The 19,036-nt window shown below is 45.7% G+C and carries 15 protein-coding genes; all 15 read right to left on the bottom strand.

Features of this window, described 5'->3' with window-relative positions:
* Positions 1 to 1,299 carry a methionine gamma-lyase family protein gene (locus tag BLCOC_RS14020; protein WP_018593942.1) on the bottom strand — a complete coding sequence of 433 codons (1,299 nt, stop codon included), beginning with the start codon at positions 1,297 to 1,299 and terminating at the stop codon, positions 1 to 3.
* Entirely contained in the window at positions 1,253 to 2,242 is a 990-nt protein-coding gene (gene miaA / locus BLCOC_RS14015; protein WP_018593943.1) for a tRNA (adenosine(37)-N6)-dimethylallyltransferase MiaA, read from the bottom strand. Before miaA ends, BLCOC_RS14020 begins: the two co-directional genes overlap by 47 nt.
* A 9-nt stretch (positions 2,243 to 2,251) precedes the next feature.
* Positions 2,252 to 4,609 carry a DNA mismatch repair endonuclease MutL gene (gene mutL, locus BLCOC_RS14010; RefSeq protein WP_115622521.1) on the bottom strand — a complete coding sequence of 786 codons (2,358 nt, stop codon included), beginning with the start codon at positions 4,607 to 4,609 and terminating at the stop codon, positions 2,252 to 2,254.
* Positions 4,603 to 7,278 carry a DNA mismatch repair protein MutS gene (gene mutS / locus BLCOC_RS14005; protein ID WP_018593945.1) on the bottom strand — a complete coding sequence of 892 codons (2,676 nt, stop codon included), beginning with the start codon at positions 7,276 to 7,278 and terminating at the stop codon, positions 4,603 to 4,605. Before mutS ends, mutL begins: the two co-directional genes overlap by 7 nt.
* A gap of 6 nt (positions 7,279 to 7,284) precedes the next feature.
* Positions 7,285 to 8,742, bottom strand: coding sequence for a tRNA (N6-isopentenyl adenosine(37)-C2)-methylthiotransferase MiaB (gene miaB, locus BLCOC_RS14000; protein ID WP_018593946.1), 1,458 nt, complete (start codon positions 8,740 to 8,742; stop codon positions 7,285 to 7,287).
* Positions 8,743 to 9,047: 305 nt separating this feature from the next.
* A complete protein-coding gene (locus BLCOC_RS13995) occupies positions 9,048 to 9,269 on the bottom strand; it encodes a DUF896 domain-containing protein (RefSeq protein WP_029469081.1) in 222 nt (73 codons plus the stop codon).
* Between the two features lie 114 nt (positions 9,270 to 9,383).
* Positions 9,384 to 10,226 carry a glutamate 5-kinase gene (gene proB, locus BLCOC_RS13990; RefSeq protein ID WP_115622520.1) on the bottom strand — a complete coding sequence of 281 codons (843 nt, stop codon included), beginning with the start codon at positions 10,224 to 10,226 and terminating at the stop codon, positions 9,384 to 9,386.
* A gap of 78 nt (positions 10,227 to 10,304) precedes the next feature.
* The gene (locus BLCOC_RS13985; RefSeq protein ID WP_029469082.1) at positions 10,305 to 11,213 is read right to left on the bottom strand and encodes a glycine betaine ABC transporter substrate-binding protein; all 909 of its coding nucleotides are present in this window, start codon (positions 11,211 to 11,213) and stop codon (positions 10,305 to 10,307) included.
* 1 nt (position 11,214) lies between these two features.
* Complete coding sequence (locus tag BLCOC_RS13980; RefSeq protein ID WP_131918393.1) at positions 11,215 to 11,805, bottom strand: ABC transporter permease; 591 nt, start codon at positions 11,803 to 11,805, stop codon at positions 11,215 to 11,217.
* Complete coding sequence (locus BLCOC_RS13975) at positions 11,806 to 12,438, bottom strand: ABC transporter permease (protein ID WP_029469084.1); 633 nt, start codon at positions 12,436 to 12,438, stop codon at positions 11,806 to 11,808.
* Position 12,439: 1 nt separating this feature from the next.
* Positions 12,440 to 13,390 carry an ABC transporter ATP-binding protein gene (locus BLCOC_RS13970; protein WP_049924074.1) on the bottom strand — a complete coding sequence of 317 codons (951 nt, stop codon included), beginning with the start codon at positions 13,388 to 13,390 and terminating at the stop codon, positions 12,440 to 12,442.
* 297 nt (positions 13,391 to 13,687) lie between these two features.
* Complete coding sequence (locus tag BLCOC_RS13965) at positions 13,688 to 15,088, bottom strand: trimethylamine methyltransferase family protein (protein ID WP_115622519.1); 1,401 nt, start codon at positions 15,086 to 15,088, stop codon at positions 13,688 to 13,690.
* 60 nt (positions 15,089 to 15,148) lie between these two features.
* On the bottom strand, positions 15,149 to 16,414 hold the full coding sequence (locus tag BLCOC_RS13960) for an MFS transporter (protein WP_115622518.1): 1,266 nt from the start codon (positions 16,412 to 16,414) through the stop codon (positions 15,149 to 15,151).
* Between the two features lie 534 nt (positions 16,415 to 16,948).
* A complete protein-coding gene (locus BLCOC_RS13955; RefSeq protein WP_040198432.1) occupies positions 16,949 to 18,235 on the bottom strand; it encodes an IS110 family RNA-guided transposase in 1,287 nt (428 codons plus the stop codon).
* 148 nt (positions 18,236 to 18,383) lie between these two features.
* Positions 18,384 to 19,031 carry a cobalamin B12-binding domain-containing protein gene (locus BLCOC_RS13950; RefSeq protein ID WP_115622517.1) on the bottom strand — a complete coding sequence of 216 codons (648 nt, stop codon included), beginning with the start codon at positions 19,029 to 19,031 and terminating at the stop codon, positions 18,384 to 18,386.
* Positions 19,032 to 19,036: the final 5 nt, after the last annotated feature.

Below are 19,036 nucleotides of genomic sequence, written 5' to 3'. Positions count from 1 at the left end.
CTATGCCTCCTGTTTTGGCAATACTGCTATTTTTTTATCTATAAGTTTCTGTAAGGACATGAGTATTCCCAGTTTTGCGTGGTACCAGGTAAGCCCGCCCTGGAAATATACGGCGTAGGGCGGCTTGATGGGACCGTCGGCGGATAGTTCAATAGAAGAACCCTGCACAAAAGCTCCGGCTGCCATGATGACATCGCTGTCATATCCCGGCATAGCCCAGGGTTCCGGTTCCACATAACTGTCCACCGGTGCAGCCGCCTGAATGCCTTTACAAAATTCTATGACGCCTTCCGGCACACCAAAGGTAACTGCCTGAATGATATCATGGCGGCTTTCCACCGCGTTTGGAACTACGCCGAAGCCGAGACGTTCATAGATGTTTGCGGCAAAGACAGCACCTTTTAATGCGCCTGCCACCACTGTGGGCGCCAGGAAAAAGCCCTGGAAGAATGGCTGGTTCACGCCAAGAGTAGCCCCCACTTCTTTTCCGAGACCGGGGGAGGTAAGGCGGTAAGCCGCATTCTCTACATACTCCTTTTTGCCTGCAATATAGCCGCCGATGGGAGCCAGGCCGCCGCCGGGGTTCTTGATAAGGGAACCCACGATCAGATCCGCTCCCACGTCCGTAGGTTCTATGCGCTCCACGAATTCTCCGTAGCAGTTGTCAACCATACAGATGACATCAGGTTTTATGTTTTTTACAAAAGAGATCAGTTCTCCGATACGTTCCACAGATAACGTGGGACGTGTCTGATATCCTTTTGAACGCTGGATCGTGACCAGCTTTGTCTTTTCATTTATTGCCTTTTTGATATTTTCATAATCAAAACTGCCGTCAGGAAGCAGATCTGTCTGTCTGTAAGTGACTCCGTATTCTGCCAGAGAACCTCTGGAGGGACGGATGCCGATAACCTCTTCCAGAGTGTCGTAGGGCTTTCCCACAGGGGAGAAAAGCTCATCACCCGGGCGCAGATTGCCGGAGAGCGCTACGGCAAGTGCATGGGTGCCGCAGGCTATCTGAGGGCGGACCAGCGCCGCCTCCGCGTGAAAGGCATCTGCATAGACATCTTCCAGGGTATCTCTTCCCAGATCGTTGTATCCGTAACCGCTGGATGCATAGAGACATGCCTCGCTGACTTTGTTTTTCTGCATGGCCAGAAGCACTTTCATCTGGTTGTACTCCGCATTTTCGTCTATAGAGTCAAAACGTTCTTTAAGCTCTTTTTCTATTTTATTTCCATATGCCAGTACCTCACTGCTGATTCCCAGTTCCCGGTACACTGCATTCATTTCCTGCATCACAAATTCCTCTTTCCTTACATATTTTCAGCATGTATTCTAAAATGGCATCCTCATTATAGGAGAATTCCGGTTTGTTTACCCAGATCACATCCTTTTCTCTGCGGAACCAGGTGAGCTGCCGCTTGGCAAAATGGCGGGTATCTCTTTTCAGAATATAAACTGCTTCTTCCAGAGTGATCTCACCGTCCAGCCAGGACAGGATCTCCTTGTAGCCAAGTCCCTGCATGGAGACCATATTTTTTGTATAACCCATGTTTTTCAGATCCTGGACTTCCTGGATCAGCCCGGCATCCAGCATTTCATCTACCCGCCGGTCTATGCGCAAATAGAGCTTTTCTCTGTCATCGTTCAGGACAAAATAGGCGGTGTTGTATGGGGAAGTTTTTTCCGCCTCCCGCTCATTGTGTTCGGAGATCCGCTCTCCTGTCAGTTCATAATATTCCAGGGCGCGTATGACTCGTTTTACATTGTTTTCATGTATCTTTTGGGCAGAGGCAGGGTCCGCTTCACACAGGCGCCGGTGCATCCAGGCAGATCCTTTTTCCTGTGCTTCCTGTTCCAGACGCTGTCTCACCGGACTTTTTTCCGTGTCCTCGGAAAAATCAATATCTTTTACTACGGCCTGGATATAAAATCCTGTACCTCCGGTGAGAATAGGGATTTTACCTTTTGCGTAAATTTTATCCATGGCCTCTTTTGCCATCTGCTGGAACCGGACGACATGAAACTCCTCCCGGGGATCCAGCACATCGATGAGATAATGAGGAATACCGTCCATCTCCTCTTTTGTGATCTTGGCAGAGCCGATATCCATATGGCGGTACACCTGCATGGAATCTGCGGAGATGATTTCTCCGTCTGCCGCATGAGCCAGGGAAATGGACAGGCGGGTCTTGCCCACCGCCGTAGGCCCTGTCAGTATGATTAAAGGTTTTTTCAAGCTTTTCACCTACACAATCCGTTTGAATTTCTTTTCCAGTTCGTATTTTGTCATTGAGATGATCGTGGGTCTTCCATGTGGGCAGTGATAGGGATTTTCCAGGCCCAGTAGTTCATCGATAAGTTTATCCGCTTCCGCAACAGAGAGCATCTGGTTGCCCTTTACAGCGGCTTTGCAGGCGGCTGTGGCGATCCTGTGTGTGATCAGTTCAGGGGTCTGCTTTCTGCCCTCTGATTCCAGGCTGTCTAAAATTTCAATGAACAGCTCCTGAACCGTAACCCCGTACAGATTGGCCGGAACAGCGCTGATGCTGTATTCTTTTCCTCCAAAGGAAGAAATCTCAAAACCAAACTGTTCAAAAATTTCCATCTGTTCTTTTAAAAGCTCTGCCTCCTGAAGGCTGAGCGCAATAATCTCCGGCGGACTGATCATCTGGGAAATGATCTCCCGCTGGTCAAACTCTTTCATGAACCGCTCGTAAAGCACTTTTTCATGGGCGGCGTGCTGGTCAATGATATAAAACTTTTCATCATATTCAACCAGCCAGTACGTATCAAAAAGCTGCCCTATAATGCGGTGATGGAGCCGGGCTTTTTTTGAGAGGAGCCTGTCATCAAAAAGCTCCATCTGCTGGGGCTTTTCCGATATCGCCGGATCCTGCGGCGCATCTTGGCCGGGAAGAGGGGAACTCTCTTTTAAAGCCTGTGCAGGCTGAAGGCATTTGGAAACATGACCGGAACTGATCTCCTGGGACTTTTGTCCCACGGAAGATGCTTCTGTGAAATCTGCTGTGCCAGAATCCGTTCCGGCTAAAGACATATTTTGGGTATCCGTCATTGCAGAACCTGGTTTTGCTGAATGTTCACCTGGAATATTCAGCACTGCAGACTCCGATTCCGCTGAGTGTATTCCAGGAATTTCCCTGTTTGCAGAATTCGTTTCTGCCGAGTGTACACCAGAAATATTTCCGCTTGCAGAATCCGTTTCTGCGGAGTGTATACCCGGAATATTTATCCTTGCAGAATCTGTTTTTACCGAATGTACACCTGAGATATCTGCTGCGGAATCTATTTTTACAGGACGCACGCCTGCCGTTTTTTCTTTTGTATTTGTGATCTCTGCGTTTTTCCCGAAATCGGATTCCTGGGTCACAGGAGCGCTGCCGTAAGCATACGGACTGCTTTTTTCTGCTATATGCCCGTTCTGCGGCTGCTGCCGGTAAAGATGTTCGGCATGCGGCTGCGGCGTATGAGAAAGGCCTGCTCTGCGCTTCTGTTCAAAGGGTTCCGGGCCGTTTATATTTCGGCCGGCATTTTCCCGGGCTTCCTTTTGGGTATCCCGGTTCAATTCAATGTCAGGTATCAGCTCTCTGTGAGTCAGCACAAAAGTGAGGGCCTCATAGGTGGCCTGATAAACTGCCTGTTGGTTCTGAAAACGTACCTCCATCTTTGTGGGGTGCACGTTCACATCAACCTCTTCCCCTGAAATATTGTACTGCAGGCAGACAAAGGGATACTTATGCTGCATCATATAAGGCTTGTAAGCATCCTCAATGGCTTTCATGATGACCTTGCTTTTTACATATCTGCCGTTAATATAATAGTTCTCAAAGGTCCTGTTGCCGCGGGCAATGACAGGCTTTCCGGCAAATCCTTCTATGGAAATACCGCTTTTTTCATATTTCACCTCTGTCAATTCCCTGGCAATATCCCTTCCGTAAATGCCGTAAATGACATCTTTCAGGCTGGCGTTGCCGGAGCTGTGGAGCTTTGTCTGTCCGTTTACCATGTATTTAAAAGAAATATCCTGGTGGGACAGGGCAAGCTGCTCCATATAGGAGCTGACATAACCGGCCTCTGTCATGGCTGTCTTTAGAAATTTGGCTCTGACCGGCGTGTTAAAAAATAAATTCCGGACAATAATGGTAGTGCCGCAGGGCGCTCCGATCTCCTCCAGGGATTTTTCTTTACCGCCCTCAATGAGATAGCGCACACCTGTGAGGGCTTCCGGTGTCTTGGTTATAAGTTCTACCTGCCCCACAGCGGCAATACTTGAAAGGGCCTCCCCCCGAAATCCCAGAGAGGATATGACCGTCAGATCTTCCACCTTTTCAATCTTGCTGGTGGCATGGCGCAGAAAAGCCAGAGGCACCTGTTCCCTCACCATGCCTCCACCGTTGTCGGTCACACGTATGAAAGAGATGCCGCCCTCTTTGATCTCCACAGTGATAGCTGTAGAGCCGGCGTCAATGGCATTCTCCACCAGCTCCTTCACCACTGAGGCGGGACGTTCCACCACCTCGCCTGCCGCTATTTTATCTATAGTATTCTGATCTAAAACAGCAATTTTTCTCAATTTTGTCACCATCTGTTCTTCAGCTTATTCTGAAGCTTATAAATTGTATTCAATGCGTCAATAGGTGTTAAATTAGAGACATCAATATTTTTCAGTTCCTCCAGCACATCGTCGTCTTTTACGGTGTCAAACAGGGAGATCTGTTCCAGATCCACCTCATCTAAATGTACCTGGGGTTTTGTCTTTGTCTTTTTATTTTCCGATGCGATGTCCTTGACCGCTGCCGTGATGTCAGCGCTGACCAGTTCCTCCACCAGCTCTTTTGCCCGCTCAATGACAATATCCGGCACACCGGCCAGCTTTGCCACCTGAATGCCGTAGCTCTTATCAGCTCCGCCTTTTACGATCTTCCTCAGAAAGACAATGTCATCTCCCCGTTCCTTCACGGCAATGCAGTAATTGTTCACGCCTGCCAGTTTGCCCTCCAGCTCGGTCAGTTCATGATAATGGGTTGCGAAAAGTGTCTTTGCCCCCAGAATCTTTGTGTTGCTGATATATTCAATGACTGCCCATGCAATGGAAAGACCGTCAAAGGTGCTGGTTCCCCGTCCGATCTCATCCAGGATCAAAAGACTTCTGGACGTGGCATTGCGCAGAATGTTGGCTACCTCTGTCATCTCCACCATAAAGGTACTCTGGCCGCTGGCCAGGTCATCGGAAGCTCCCACACGGGTAAAGATACGGTCCGCAATGCCGATGTTGGCCTTTTCCGCAGGAACAAAGGAGCCAATCTGTGCCATCAGGACGATCAGGGCAGTCTGCCTCATATAAGTGGATTTACCTGCCATGTTAGGTCCGGTGATGACAGATACCCTGTTTTTATTGTTGTCCAGATACGTATCATTTGGAATGAACATATCATTTGGAATCATTTTTTCCACTACGGGATGGCGGCCGTTTTTAATATCGATAATTCCCTTTGTGTTGATCTTCGGGCGTACGAAATTATTTCTGGACGCTACCAGAGCCAGGGAGATATAAGTATCCAGCTTGGCCACTGCCTTGGCTGTCCGCTGGATCCGCTCCACCTCTCTTGAGATAGTATTGCGCACCTCCACGAACAGTTCATATTCCAGAGCGTAGAGCTTATCCTCTGCGCCCAGGATCATATCTTCCAGTTCCTTCAGCCTTGGCGTGATATAACGTTCCGCATTGGTGAGGGTCTGTTTTCTGGTATAGTAATCCGGCACCATATCTTTGAAGGAATTTGTCACCTCCAGATAATAACCGAACACTTTGTTGTACTTGATCTTCAGATTACGGATTCCTGTCTTTTCTCTCTCCTGTGCCTCCAGCTCTGCAAGCCAGGATTTTCCTTTGGTCTTAGCCTCACGGAAATGGTCCACATTTTCATTGTAACCATCTTTGATGATCCCGCCCTCCTTCATGGCAAGAGGCGGCTCCTCCACAATGGCAGATTCCAGAAGTGTATACAGGTCCCTTAAATCATCCATGTCCTCATAAACGCACTGCATCTCTTCCGTAGAAAAGCTTTTGACAAGCTGTTTGATGTACGGGATCATGGAAATGGAAGATTTAAAAGAAATCATATCTCTTGGGTTGGCCGACTGATAGCTGACACGCCCGATCAGACGTTCCATATCATAAATGGGATTTAAGTATTCTCTGATCTCCTCCCGGTCCATTTCCCTGGAGTTGATCTCTTCCAGAGCATCCAGACGGCGGTTAATGGCATCCTCGTCTATCAGAGGCTGTTCTATGAAGGAACGCAGCATTCTGGCTCCCATGGCAGTCTTTGTCTTATCCAAAACCCACAGAAGGGAACCCCGTTTTACCTTTTCACGAAGGGCTTCCGTCAGCTCCAGGTTCCTCCTGGAGGAGCTGTCGATCACCATGAAACGGTCTGTGATGTACGGGGTAATGGCACGCATATGTTCCAGGGAGTTTTTCTGAGTCTCCAGAAGATAAGTCAGAAGCGCGCCTGCACCGATTGTGGCACACTCATAATCCTTAAGTCCCAGTCCTTCCAGAGTACCCACATGAAAATGCTCTTTCAGTGTTCTCACGCACAGATCATCATCAAAATACCAGCTCTCCAGCGGATACAGGGAAATATTCAGCCGGTTCTTGATCTCATCCAAGTCCACGCCGCTCATGCAGAACGCTTCATTACAGATGATTTCCGCCGGAGAGAACTTGTATACCTCGTCCAGAAGGGTTCTGATCTTATCCACTTCCGTCACCATAAAATCACCGGTGGTCACATCCGCGATAGCTATGCCGAACCGGTTGGAGAGATAGACAACTGCCATAATATAGTTATTTTTTGTCTCGTCAAGAGCCTGGGTGTTTAAATTGGTCCCCGGTGTGACAACACGGATCACCTCTCTTCTGACCATGCCCTTGGCTTCCTTTGGATCCTCCATCTGTTCACAGATAGCCACTTTATAGCCCTTTGCCACCAGACGGTTTATGTAGACTTCTGCTGCGTGGTAGGGAACGCCGCACATAGGCGCACGCTCCGTAAGTCCGCAGTCCTTACCGGTCAGGGTCAGTTCCAGTTCCCGGGATGTTGTGACAGCGTCGTCAAAGAACATCTCATAAAAATCACCCAGGCGGTAAAAGATAATACAGTCTTTATTTTCCTCTTTTGTCTTCACGTAATGCTGCATCATCGGTGAGAGTGATGCAACATCCACGTCTTTAAATGTAAGTCCCATATTTTGTCATCCTACTTTCGTACCCATGTAATAAAATCCCCTGCACTCATCCAGCTGTACCTTGACCAGACTGCCGATCAAAGAGGCATCTCCTGGAAAATGCACCAGAATATTGTTGGACAGTCTTCCTGTCATAAGGGATTTATCATGCTCATTCTGTTCCTCAACAAGAACCTCCTGTACTGTACCTGTATCCCTGGACGACATCTCCCGGCCTATCTCCTGTACTCTTTTGAGAAGCCTGTCAAAACGGTCTTTCACAGCCTCCTCGGAAATCTGGTCTTCCATGACAGCGGCAGGTGTTCCGGTCCTCTTGGAATAAATAAAGGTAAAGGCGCTGTCATAGCGCACCTTTTCCACCACATCCATGGTCTCCAGGAAATCCTCCTCTGTCTCGCCGGGAAATCCCACAATGATATCTGTGGTAAGGGAAATATCCGGCACTGCGGACCGAATCTTCTCCACCAGGGTTAAATACTGCTCCTTATCATATCTTCGGTTCATCAGCTTTAAGATACGGCTGCTGCCTGACTGAAGGGGCAGATGAAGGTGTCTGCAGATTTTCTCGCTGTTCTTCATCACCTGGATCAGCTCGTCCGACAGATCCTTTGGATGGGAGGTCATAAAACGGATGCGGCGAAGCCCCTCTATTTTTTCAATCTCCTGTAAAAGCTGGGCGAACGTCATAGGTTCCTCCAGGTTTTTACCGTAAGAATTAACATTCTGCCCCAGAAGCATAACCTCCACAACGCCGTCAGCCACAAGCTGTTCGATCTCTCTTATGATATCTCTCGGGCTTCGGCTTCTCTCCCGGCCGCGCACATAGGGAACAATGCAGTAGCTGCAGAAATTGTTGCATCCGAACATGATGTTGACACCGGATTTAAAGGAATACTTCCGCTCCGCAGGCAGATCCTCCACGATTTTGTCTGTGTCTTTCCAGATATCAATGACCATGCGGTCAGACGTGAGCGCACTGACGATCAGCTCCGAAAATTTATAAATGTTGTGTGTGCCGAAAATGAGATTGACAAAAGAATAGCTCTTTTTCAATTTTTCCACCACATGGGCCTCCTGCATCATGCATCCGCAGAGGGCTATCATCATATGAGGATTTTTCTTTTTCTTGGCATGAAGCTGGCCAAGGCGGCCGTATACACGGTGATTGGCATTTTCCCGGACCGTGCAGGTATTGAAAATGACGAAATCTGCATCCTCATCCTGTTTTTCCACATATCCGATATTTTCCAATACACCAACCAGTTTTTCAGAGTCCCTGGCATTCATCTGGCAGCCGAAAGTATTTACACAGAAAGTCAGAGGCCGTCCCAGATCCTCGCTTTTTTCCTTTACAAGCATGCGTGCTTTTTTCATGAAATAATATTGGCGGTCCGGTTCAAGAACCGGCGCTTCGCCGCTTATATCTATATTTCCCAGAATTTCTTCCAAATTTTCCTGATTCATTCCATATCCTTTCCCAATTTGTAACAGTTCAGCATCCTCACATCTGCAGGCAGAAATCCATGGATGATTGCTTTGGCAGCACGGCTGCAAAATGTTCTTTTACGGTCGGCACAGGGAATGTACAGACCTGCTGAATCGTTACCTCAATTTTATCATCAAAACATTCAGACCTATTTTACTATAACGGATTTTAATTTTCAATCATTAAAATTTACATAATATCGTAACAGAAAAGAAAAAAAGGTCGGAATGTATCAAATCATGTCATACACCCAACCTTTTCCTGTGTTCTTTTCTTATAAAAATCAATGCTTTGTTTTGAGTCCGTATTTTTGTCCGAGGTTTGTGACAGTGCCATCTTTTTCCTGAATATCAATGTTGTCCAACTGAGAACGCATATTCATACGGATGGTAGCAATGTACTCGGTGCGGAGTTTTTTCTGCTCTTCTTTCTCCTCTTTTGTCAGTTCAGTAACTTTTGACTTTCTGGCAAGCTCATTGATTCTGTCTATCTGTTCCTGGTTCATGTATCGTCTCCTCTCTGGCAACGGTCTGTGTATTTACTGCATTGACCGTAAGAAAGCTGTAACAAGTGGATTCTTCACGTGTAACAATACAGCCTTTCACGGTTCCGGTTGTCGTTAAAGTTTTTGGATAATATCATCCAGATAAAATTCTTCTTTTTTGTCTGATAAAAACAAAGTGCCGTGGTTTTTTCCCTGCATGATCTTATGAATCACATGGAAATCCTCTCCGTTGGCAATCACCATATCGGCACCTGCGCTTGTTGCTATGTGTGCGGCTGTCAGTTTTGTTGCCATACCTCCGGTGCCCACAGAACTTCCTGTGCTGCCCTTGGCCATTTTCTCCAGATGGCTGTCTATCTTTTCCACCACATCGATAAATTGGGCGTCCGGGTTCTGATTGGGGTCATCTGTAAAGAGACCGTCAATATCGGACAGAAGGATCAGCATATCGGCATCCACTAAAGCGGCTACCAAAGCGGAAAGAGTGTCATTGTCACCAAATTCAATTTCATCCGTGGAGATCGTATCATTTTCATTTACAATGGGAATCGCCCCCATATCAAACAGCTTATTGAAGGTATTTATGGCATTGTCTCTGGTGGCTGCATTGATCATGGTGTATTTTGTCATAAGCACTTGGGCTGCAGTCTGATTGTATTCTGCAAAGAGCTTCTGATAGATCATCATAAGCCTGGCCTGTCCCACAGCAGCGCAAGCCTGCTTTTCGGCCAGCTCCTCCGGACGCCTGCGAATGCCCATGGCACTTCTTCCAACAGCGATAGCCCCGGATGACACCACGATGACATCCTTCCCTTGGTTGTGAAGGTCTGCCAGTTCTCTGACCAATATTTCCATTTTTGTGAGATTTAAACGGCCTGTCTCCTCATGGGTCAGGGAGGAGGAACCGATTTTTACCACGACTCTTTTTTTATCTTTTAGTTTTTCACGTAAGTTCATGCGTTTCGCTCCATAATTTTTATATCTTTTTTATATTACACTATTTTCACCCGTTCGTCCAGAGGAGCTTTGATTCGGTTATGAGAGAAAACCGTTTTCTTTTAAATAATCATATGCCACCTTGTAGGGATCTTTGTTTTCCACATCTATCATATAGTTCATTTCTGTACACAGTTCGTTGCTGAATTTGCCTTCCAGAGAATCGAATACCTCTTCCAATTCGGGGTAATCTTTAAATAAATCAGCTCTCACCAGATAAGCGCCATTGTATTCCGGGAAAAATTTTTTATCATCTTTCAGAGTGGTAAGTTCAAATTTGCGGTTCAATCCGTCTGTTGTATATACAATGGTAACATCCATGTTACCGGAACTCATTCCTGTATATTTGAGTCCTCGGTCGATGGTAATTCCCTCTTGAAAGGAGAGACCGTAAAAATCTACAAACGCATCATAATGGGTAGACCCTTCATCGAAGAACTCATGCTCAGCCGCAAAAACCAGATCGGGTGCGTGCTTTTTCAGATCGCTGACGCATTTAAGATTATATTTTTCGGCAAGTTCTTTATTCACAGCAACAACATAAGTGTTTTCTTCTCCCAGCTTAGGTGTCAGCATAACATTTGCGGATTCCTTCCCCAGTTGATTGGCATAGTCATAAAGAGAAGTTCCTTCCGGGACATCCGAAGGATCTTTGCCCAGATAGGCTGCCAATAACGAGCCGTCGTAGGACATATAAATATCCATCTTTCCTTCTTTTATCTGCTCAAATGCCAGATTGCTTGCCATTGAATCCTGTACATCTACTTTTAACGAAGTCTTATTTTCAATCAGGATTTTTGCCACCTGGGTAAAAAACTTCATCTCCGCAAAATCTCCGTCAATAATGGTGACCGTATTCTTATCCTTTTTATCTGAACAACCGGAAAAGGCACATACCAGAACAAGACATGCAGAAAGTAGAAATGCTCTGTTCTTCCATTTTTTCATATTATATTAATCTCCCTATTTTCTTTTCATAAAATCCAAGAAGGTAGTCAAAACACATGGACATGACTAACAATACCAAGGTTCCTTCCAGGATCAGATTCAGGTTTTGTATCCGAATCCCTTGGTACAGAATGCTGCCCAGTCCTCCGCCGCCCACAAATGTTCCGAAGACAGCCACACCGACTGCATTGACTACAGTAATACGGATACCTGTTAATATGAAGGGAAAAGCCAGCGGAAATTCTACTTTCACGAGCTTCTGCCGGCGGTTCATACCCATAGCGTCCGCCGTCTCTTTCAGCAGAGGATTCACATGATTCAGGCCTGTATTCGTATTCCGTACAACAGGCAGCAACAGGTAAAGAATCATGGCAGTAATGACGGTAAGGGAATTTGCCCCGAAGACAGTCATGAGCAGACCCATTACGGCAAGAACGGGAACCGTCTGAATCAAATCCACGGCGGTGAGCACTATTTTCCCCAACTTCTCATGGTAATAGGTAAAGATACCAAGAGGAATGCCTACTGCTATGACAACTGCACAGGAGACTACCACTAAATATAAATGTTCAAATACCAGTTCAAGACTCATTTAATCCTCCTGTATTCCTTTTGAGACAACTATTTTTTCCAGCCTGTCAATCAGCAGGCGGAATACAATAGCCAGTATTGCAATTGGGATTGAACCAATCACAATATATTCCTTGACATTTGCATCAATTCCCCTGTAAATAAATTCGCCCAGTCCGCCTTGGCCGATCATAGCTGCAAGTATGGCCCAGCTCACGGTATAGATAAGGGACATTCGGACTCCGGAAAAAATTGCCGGCATGGCAAGGGGAAGTTCCACCTGAAAAAAAATCTGCTTGCGGTTCATACCACATCCCTGTGCAACTTCTATGATACCCGGTTCCACTTCCACAAAGCCCTGATAAGCATTCTTCAGGATGGGGAATATGGCATAAATACTCAGCGCCAACACCACTGTAAACTGGGTCATTCCAAATTTAAGCATTAATAGTCCAATAAACACAATGCCGGGAACCGTCTGAAATACACTGATCACAGGCAATATAAACCCGGCGGCTTTCCGATACCTGGAAAGTACCCCTGCCAGAACCAGGGCTATGACAACTGCAATACCTACACTCACCAATACATATCCTATATGCTGAAGGATGGCTATTCCTAATTTTTCAGCGTATTTATCAATAAATTCCTGCATATCACACCTGCTTGATAGAATTGAGGATCAGGCTCTCCACAGTAATCTCTCCCACTACAGATCCTGACTGGTTTTGGACATAAATTTTCCTGTTGTTAGACAAATCATAATTTCTCCCGATAGTTTCCAGGCTGTCTGTCTCCCGGACAAAAACAGCCCTTGCCAATTCCACAGATCCCGCAAGGGGCTGCATCAGGTCTTTGGCAGACGTTTGTTCTTTTTGGGCTTCTACTTCCTGCAGACGTATGAACTGAGCAACCGTCTCATTTGCAGGATGCAGCACCATCTCTTTTGGGGAAGCTGTCTGGAGAATTTTCCCCTGATCCATAAAGACGATCCGGTCAGCCAGCTTCATGGCTTCATGCATATCATGCGTGATAAACAAAACAGTTATATGCAAATTTTTCTGGATTTTTTTCACTTCATTCTGTAGAATTTCCCTGGTTATCGGATCAAGGGCTCCAAATGGTTCATCCATAATAATAATAGGCGGATTGACCGCCATGGCTCTCAAAACTCCGATCCGCTGCTGCTGTCCGCCGGACAACTGGCGGGGATATTTCTTGGCATAGGAATCATAGGGCATATTCACCATGGACAATAATTCTCTAACCCTCTCTTTTGTTTTCTCCTTGTTCCATTTTAAAATTTGGGGAACAACCGAAATATTTTCCTCCACGGTCATATTAGGGAAGAGACCAATTTGCTGGATTACATATCCAATCATTGTCCGAAGCTGAATCAAGTCCATTTCTTTATTGTCTATGCCGTTGATCAGTATATTCCCATCCGATGTCTCAAGCAGACGGTTCAGCATTTTAATGGCAGTTGTCTTTCCACACCCCGACGGCCCGATTATAACAACAAACTCTCCGTCTTCCACCTTCATGTTTATGTCCTGAATGATCAGTTGATCACCATAATACTTCCTGACATTTCTGTATTCAATCATTCTTTTTCTCCGTCGAAAACACTCTGTAAGCTGTTGTGATAAATATTGTAATAATCATTCTATCTCATTTGTCTGCAATATTCAATGCATCCATATGTATTCTTGCAAAACAAATATAACCGTTCAGTCTTCCACTGTCACGCAAGGTGTTGCCTTTAATTGCAAAACAATCCCGGGACAGCTACGCGCCGGGCTATGGTTTATGCAGTCTGTATGCATAATTTTACGCTATGAACCCGGAAGGCTGAATAGTAACAATCAAATGACGGCAGTCCGCACGGGCTGCCGTCATTCCGGTTACAGATATTTTTCAATGATTGCCAGTTGTTCTGCCGAAATATCCGGTGCCTTGTAATCTGCGAGGCGCTGTTTCACCACCTGAGAAGCTTTTTCTTTTACACTGATGCTTCCCTCAGATTCCCAGGACTTGTAATCTTGTTTGACAAAAATATCAGGGACAAAATGTTCCGCACGGTATTCCTTGGGTGTTCTCCCTTTCAGGAAGCTTCCTCTTGGTCCCACTGCTTGGATTCCGGACGTATAATCTTTTGTCTTGTCAATCGCAATACCTTTATACAGCCGTTTTACCATTTTGATCAACTGTTCATCCACTACATATTTCTCAAGGGATGTAACATTAAATCCGCTTAACATTCCGGCTGCGAAATAAACCAGATCCACATCGCTCAGTGTGCCGCACATGAGATTTAAAGCAGACTCAGCTCCTGCCTGATAGTCAATATCTATGGCATCATTCAGCGCTCCAGATGCCCGGAAAGGCATATGATAATATTTTGCCATTTTTGCCGTAGCAAGAGAAATCAGCGCTGTCTCACTTGAACCCAGAGACATGGATGCCTTCCTGAGATTCGTTGATGTGGAGGTATTGCCATAAAACACGGGAAGTCCCGGTTTCATAAGCTGGATCAGCGTGATTGCGGCCAGCAATTCCGCATTATTCTGAATAACCGTTCCAAGAAGTGACGCCTGGCTTGTCAGTACGGGGAGTGAACAGGTTGCCAACTGGATCGGCTGGTTGCGTTCACAGTAAACATAAAGTGCATCCAATGCCTCTTTGATATAAGCCAGCGGGGAAATAGGACTGACACATCCAATCAGTACATGGCCTTTCTCCACACCTGTAAACTGAGCAACCATATCGATCAAATGGGAGGCGATCATTCCCGTATCTTCTTTTGCAGTCATCAGGGCAGTGATGGAGACCGGCAGTGTGGTGTACTTCAATAATGCCGCCATCATATGATATACTCTTTCGTTCCGGTCGATATCATAGACATCGCACAGATTCAAGTGTGTCATGTCGAGACAGTCACTTGTCTGTACCAGTTTACAGATATTTACATAATCATCCATAACCGCAAAGCGGAACTTATTCTCATCAAGGATGTATGGCGGACTACCTGCAGTACACATGGTCTTGCTCCCTCTTCCCATGGAATAAAGGGTTCCGTCCGGCCTGTAAATCTCGAAGGAATCAACTACTGTGGAGAGAGCTTTGTCTACTAATTCTTTTGTAAAATACACAGTGACTCCATCGATCTTTGCCCCATTCTTTTTGAAAATCTCAATGGCCTTTGCGTCGTCAAAAACACATCCTGTCTCGGCCAATACCTTCAGGGACTGTTCATGGATAAAGTCCGCGTCTTCCTGCGTAAAGAAAAATTTTTCTAATTCCATATTATTTTTTTCTCCCTTATTTTAAATCTGCTTCGTTACCGTTTTGTACCTTCACAGTTATTATGCCTGTTTCTTTTCCAATTTCTTTTTGTAAACTCTGACCATCCATGCACAGAACAATGCACCTGCAGCACTTACTGCAAGGACTCCGAAGATTCTCGTATATGCCCCCGCCGTATCATAAGTATCCAGCCATTTTCCGGCAATGGGTGAAACAAACATATCCGGAATAAAACCAACCACGGAAAGGATACCGGATGCAGAGCCAAAGATTGCCGTTGGTACTTTTGTCTCGGTCATCATTGAGGAAGTCACTCCATAAGCTCCATTTAGGAAAAATGACAGGGCAATGATCAGAATTACCGAAGGAATAATAAATCCGGAGGTCTTCGGCGCAAAGGCCATGACCACAAGACTTGCTCCGGTGATAAGTGTACATACTATAATTGTTTTGGATGGAGTCTTTTTCTCCGCAATGCCTCCTATGATCGGAGATGAAAAAAGGCTTGTCCCATAAGTCCTTATGGTTCCCACAACAGATGCAATGGCTGCCGTGGCTCCAATGGCAGTGAGGAAGGAAACGGTATATGCCAAAGAAGTATATATTGTATAGATAAAGAACATACATAAGGTGGTGAGCCAGACCCCCGGATGCTTAAAAGCCTGTACTATTTCGTTTAAGTTGAATTTTTGGCGTTCCCCCTCGAATTCATCCTTGAATTTTGGGATAAATATGAAGGATAAAACTGCAAATATTGCATTAATGATTGCAAAGAACATCAATACAACATTAAACCCTTTGGTCGGATCCGCAAACATGCCAAAGATACCGATGGAAACAAAGCTGATAATAAGTCCTACCACGCCCACAATGCCATAAGAGAATCCAATGGTGGTGGAGTAGTTCTCCTCGGTGCTGACAAGGCGGATGGCTTTATAACGAATGCCCCAGAAAATCAGTGTTGTACATAATCCGAATAACAAAAATATCACTTTTAATTCTGTATAACTCGGTACCGTTGAATACCAGAATGTGAGTACAGCACTCATGGCAAATCCAAGGGTAGCCAGATATTTAACTCTGACCTTGTCGGCCAGAACACCTCCGGGTAGATAAGCAATTGTGGCTGTAGTTCCATACAATCCATACAAAACACCCAACTGCGAATTTGTAATCTTCAGACCGTCAATAACTTGGTCATAAAACGTATATCTTGCCAGATATGTCAGATAGACCACATAGGCTCCAGAACTGATGATCGCCACCACCATCCACTTGGTAAATTTGCTGACAGAACCGGCTGATGATTGTAACTCTTTGCCCATAAAAACCTCCCTATATAGTCAAGTGTTTTTTCCTTATTTTTCAAGGAATTTTTAGTTACATATCTCAGATGAATGAGCCGTGAAGATGGGTATTTCTGTGTATCTGGTACGAAAATAGCTGATTTTGGGCATACAAAATAAAACGTCTCATTATTCCGCTTTATATGGCCTTGTGTATGCCCCTCCATCTATGGCAGCTTACCTCCCGTGTCTACCAGGATCATCCCACCTGTCGGTGTGAGTCCTAACTTCCTTCGTTCTGCCTGCCCATATCCAGGGTGTCAGCTTAGCTCCTTTGCAGGGTCTTGCCCTATGGTATTTATTTCTGCCGACTACTGGCTCATTCTTTATTTTAAGTCTTACTGACCTGTTAATATCCTTCCTGTACCGGCACCTTTCGGTGGACGTTTTTCCGGTCCATCCCTGATATTTCCAGCTTTTCTGTCATAGCTGGATTCAGCTTTCAATCCTCTTTGAAAGTTCAATCCAACCATGACAGAGCAGTGCTTTTAGTACTTGGATCGTTTGGTTTCGTTATGCTGTCTGCATCTGCGGATGCTTGATATCACCCAGCAGCCTTGCAGCGTCATAATCGACTCCTTTTGTCAGGATCGTATAAAACACCCTGATCACCTTACATGCCACTGCCACTACTGACTGCATCTTTTTCAGCGGATTCTCTTTTCTCGTCCGATAGTATTCATGGATCTCTCGAAATTCCGCATTCTTTCCGACTAGTGATATCGCCGCTTCATACAGTACATATCTCAGTCGTTTTCTTCCTCGGTAGCTGATACGGCTCTCTCCATTATGCTTGCCTGAATCGTTCGCCACGATCGCATAGCCTGCAAGCTTTTGCAGCTGTTTGGGGTTGTCAAAACGTCTAATGTCGCCCACCTCTGCAATAAATCCACTTACTGTCACCATACCGATCCCTTTGATCTCCAGCAGCTTATCTATATATGGTATTTCTTTCAGCTTACCTTCTATCTTTTGCACCAGTTCTTCCAGTCTTGATGTATATACATCCATGTCGTCCAGCAGATTTTTCAGTTCCATTCTCGCTGCCTCCGGTGCTTCCTTACTGCCTACGCTGTGCTCTGCAGCTGATACCAGGGTCTTTGCCCTCTTCATTCCAGCCCCTCTCAGCTTTGCGTCTCTCCAGATCTGGTTTACACCTTCCACGCCCAACTTCCCGATGTCCTCCGGCAGCGGCGCTGCCTTCAGTATCATCCGCCCGCTGACTGCCTTTAAATCCCTATAAACGTCTTTGTATTCAGGAAAGTAAATGGCAAACCATCTGGCAATGCGGTTCTTGATCCGGGTAACTTCCTCCTGTGTCTGGAAGCGTAGATTGGATAAGCTTCTCATCTCTGCATAAATCCCGGTTGGTATATAAGGGTAGGAAAAACGTCCCTCATTCACCAGTGCGGCAATCGTCTTTGGATCTTTGCGGTCATTTTTATTAGGATTGTTATCATCCAGTTCCTTGGATTTCTTGACATGATGGGGATTTACATGCACAGGTTTCATTCCGTTGTCCTGCAGGAACTTTCCTAAAGCGAACCAATAGTGTCCTGTTGGCTCCATTCCGGGAATTACAGCGGTTTTACCATTCTTTTCTTGTATTTCCTCGATCCATGCCTTAAATGTAAGGAACCCTGCTTGTGTATTGCTGAAAATCAAAGGTTTTCTGGTAAACTCGAAATTTCTCCAGTCAAATGCTCTCGCATAGTGCGTTTCGCTTCCGACATCAATACCAACGATCAAAGTTTTTTCAGTTATGGATGCAATTTTTGTGTTCTGTGTGTTACAATTCATTTTAGATACCTCTCTGTTTAATAAGATTTTATACTAACCGCCAAAGTCAGTAATCTTATTTTACACTGAGGTATTTTTTTCTCAACCTTCTTTCTTGGAATTCCCTATATTTGAATTATACAGGAAGCTCCTTCTACATGTAAAAAGCTTATGCCAGAGCCTGTTCCCACTCTTTGCAATAGCTGATGGTTGTCTGAGGACTGCTGGCCCACGCATTTGCGCCGGTCTGGTCACAGACTTCCTGATTCACCGGCGCCCCGCCAATGATAACCTTCACCTGGTCCCGCATTCCGGCTTCCTGAAATGCGTCTATGGTATTCTTCATGGAATCAATTGCCAGTGTCAGCACTCCCGATAAACCAATGATATGTATATCCTCTTTTTTGGCAGTTTCCACGATCACATCCGCAGGTACATCTATCCCCAGATCCAGGACATCAAAGCCGGAGGCTTCCAGCATAGATCTCACAATATTTTTTCCAATGTCATGCAGGTCATCTTTTACGGTACAAAGAATCATCTTTGTTTTTTCTCCGCCGGAACCGTCCTCTGTCACCAGGCCGTCTTTTAATATCTCCACAGCCTTTGTCATCAGTTCGCCTGCGTAGATCAAGTCTCCCACGTAATATTCTCCGTCCTCAAACAGGTTACCTACAATATCCATGCCCTTCTGACAGGCATCCAGAGCTTTCTGGGCATCCGAACCGCCTTCATCCATCACCTGTGTCAGGTTTTCCACCACCTTATCTTCATCCAGATCTCCCATTGCCTCTGCCAAAACATTAAAATCAATCATGACGT

Source organism: Blautia coccoides, from assembly GCF_034355335.1.
GTDB classification, from domain to species: domain Bacteria; phylum Bacillota; class Clostridia; order Lachnospirales; family Lachnospiraceae; genus Blautia; species Blautia producta.
Note: the sequence above shows the minus strand (reverse complement) of the source record. Positions and strands in the feature narration are given on the sequence as shown.

Excerpts from the sequence above, each read along its gene's own strand:
- BLCOC_RS14020 (WP_018593942.1), bottom strand. The coding sequence starts at position 1,299 with ATGCAGGAAATGAATGCAGTGTACCGGGAACTGGGAATCAGCAGTGAG.
- mutL (WP_115622521.1), bottom strand. The coding sequence starts at position 4,609 with ATGGTGACAAAATTGAGAAAAATTGCTGTTTTAGATCAGAATACTATA.
- mutS (WP_018593945.1), bottom strand. The coding sequence starts at position 7,278 with ATGGGACTTACATTTAAAGACGTGGATGTTGCATCACTCTCACCGATG.
- miaB (WP_018593946.1), bottom strand. The coding sequence starts at position 8,742 with ATGAATCAGGAAAATTTGGAAGAAATTCTGGGAAATATAGATATAAGC.
- BLCOC_RS13995 (WP_029469081.1), bottom strand. The coding sequence starts at position 9,269 with ATGAACCAGGAACAGATAGACAGAATCAATGAGCTTGCCAGAAAGTCA.
- proB (WP_115622520.1), bottom strand. The coding sequence starts at position 10,226 with ATGAACTTACGTGAAAAACTAAAAGATAAAAAAAGAGTCGTGGTAAAA.
- BLCOC_RS13985 (WP_029469082.1), bottom strand. The coding sequence starts at position 11,213 with ATGAAAAAATGGAAGAACAGAGCATTTCTACTTTCTGCATGTCTTGTT.
- BLCOC_RS13980 (WP_131918393.1), bottom strand. The coding sequence starts at position 11,805 with ATGAGTCTTGAACTGGTATTTGAACATTTATATTTAGTGGTAGTCTCC.
- BLCOC_RS13975 (WP_029469084.1), bottom strand. The coding sequence starts at position 12,438 with ATGCAGGAATTTATTGATAAATACGCTGAAAAATTAGGAATAGCCATC.
- BLCOC_RS13970 (WP_049924074.1), bottom strand. The coding sequence starts at position 13,390 with ATGATTGAATACAGAAATGTCAGGAAGTATTATGGTGATCAACTGATC.
- BLCOC_RS13965 (WP_115622519.1), bottom strand. The coding sequence starts at position 15,088 with ATGGAATTAGAAAAATTTTTCTTTACGCAGGAAGACGCGGACTTTATC.
- BLCOC_RS13960 (WP_115622518.1), bottom strand. The coding sequence starts at position 16,414 with ATGGGCAAAGAGTTACAATCATCAGCCGGTTCTGTCAGCAAATTTACC.
- BLCOC_RS13955 (WP_040198432.1), bottom strand. The coding sequence starts at position 18,235 with ATGAATTGTAACACACAGAACACAAAAATTGCATCCATAACTGAAAAA.
- BLCOC_RS13950 (WP_115622517.1), bottom strand. The coding sequence starts at position 19,031 with ATGATTGATTTTAATGTTTTGGCAGAGGCAATGGGAGATCTGGATGAA.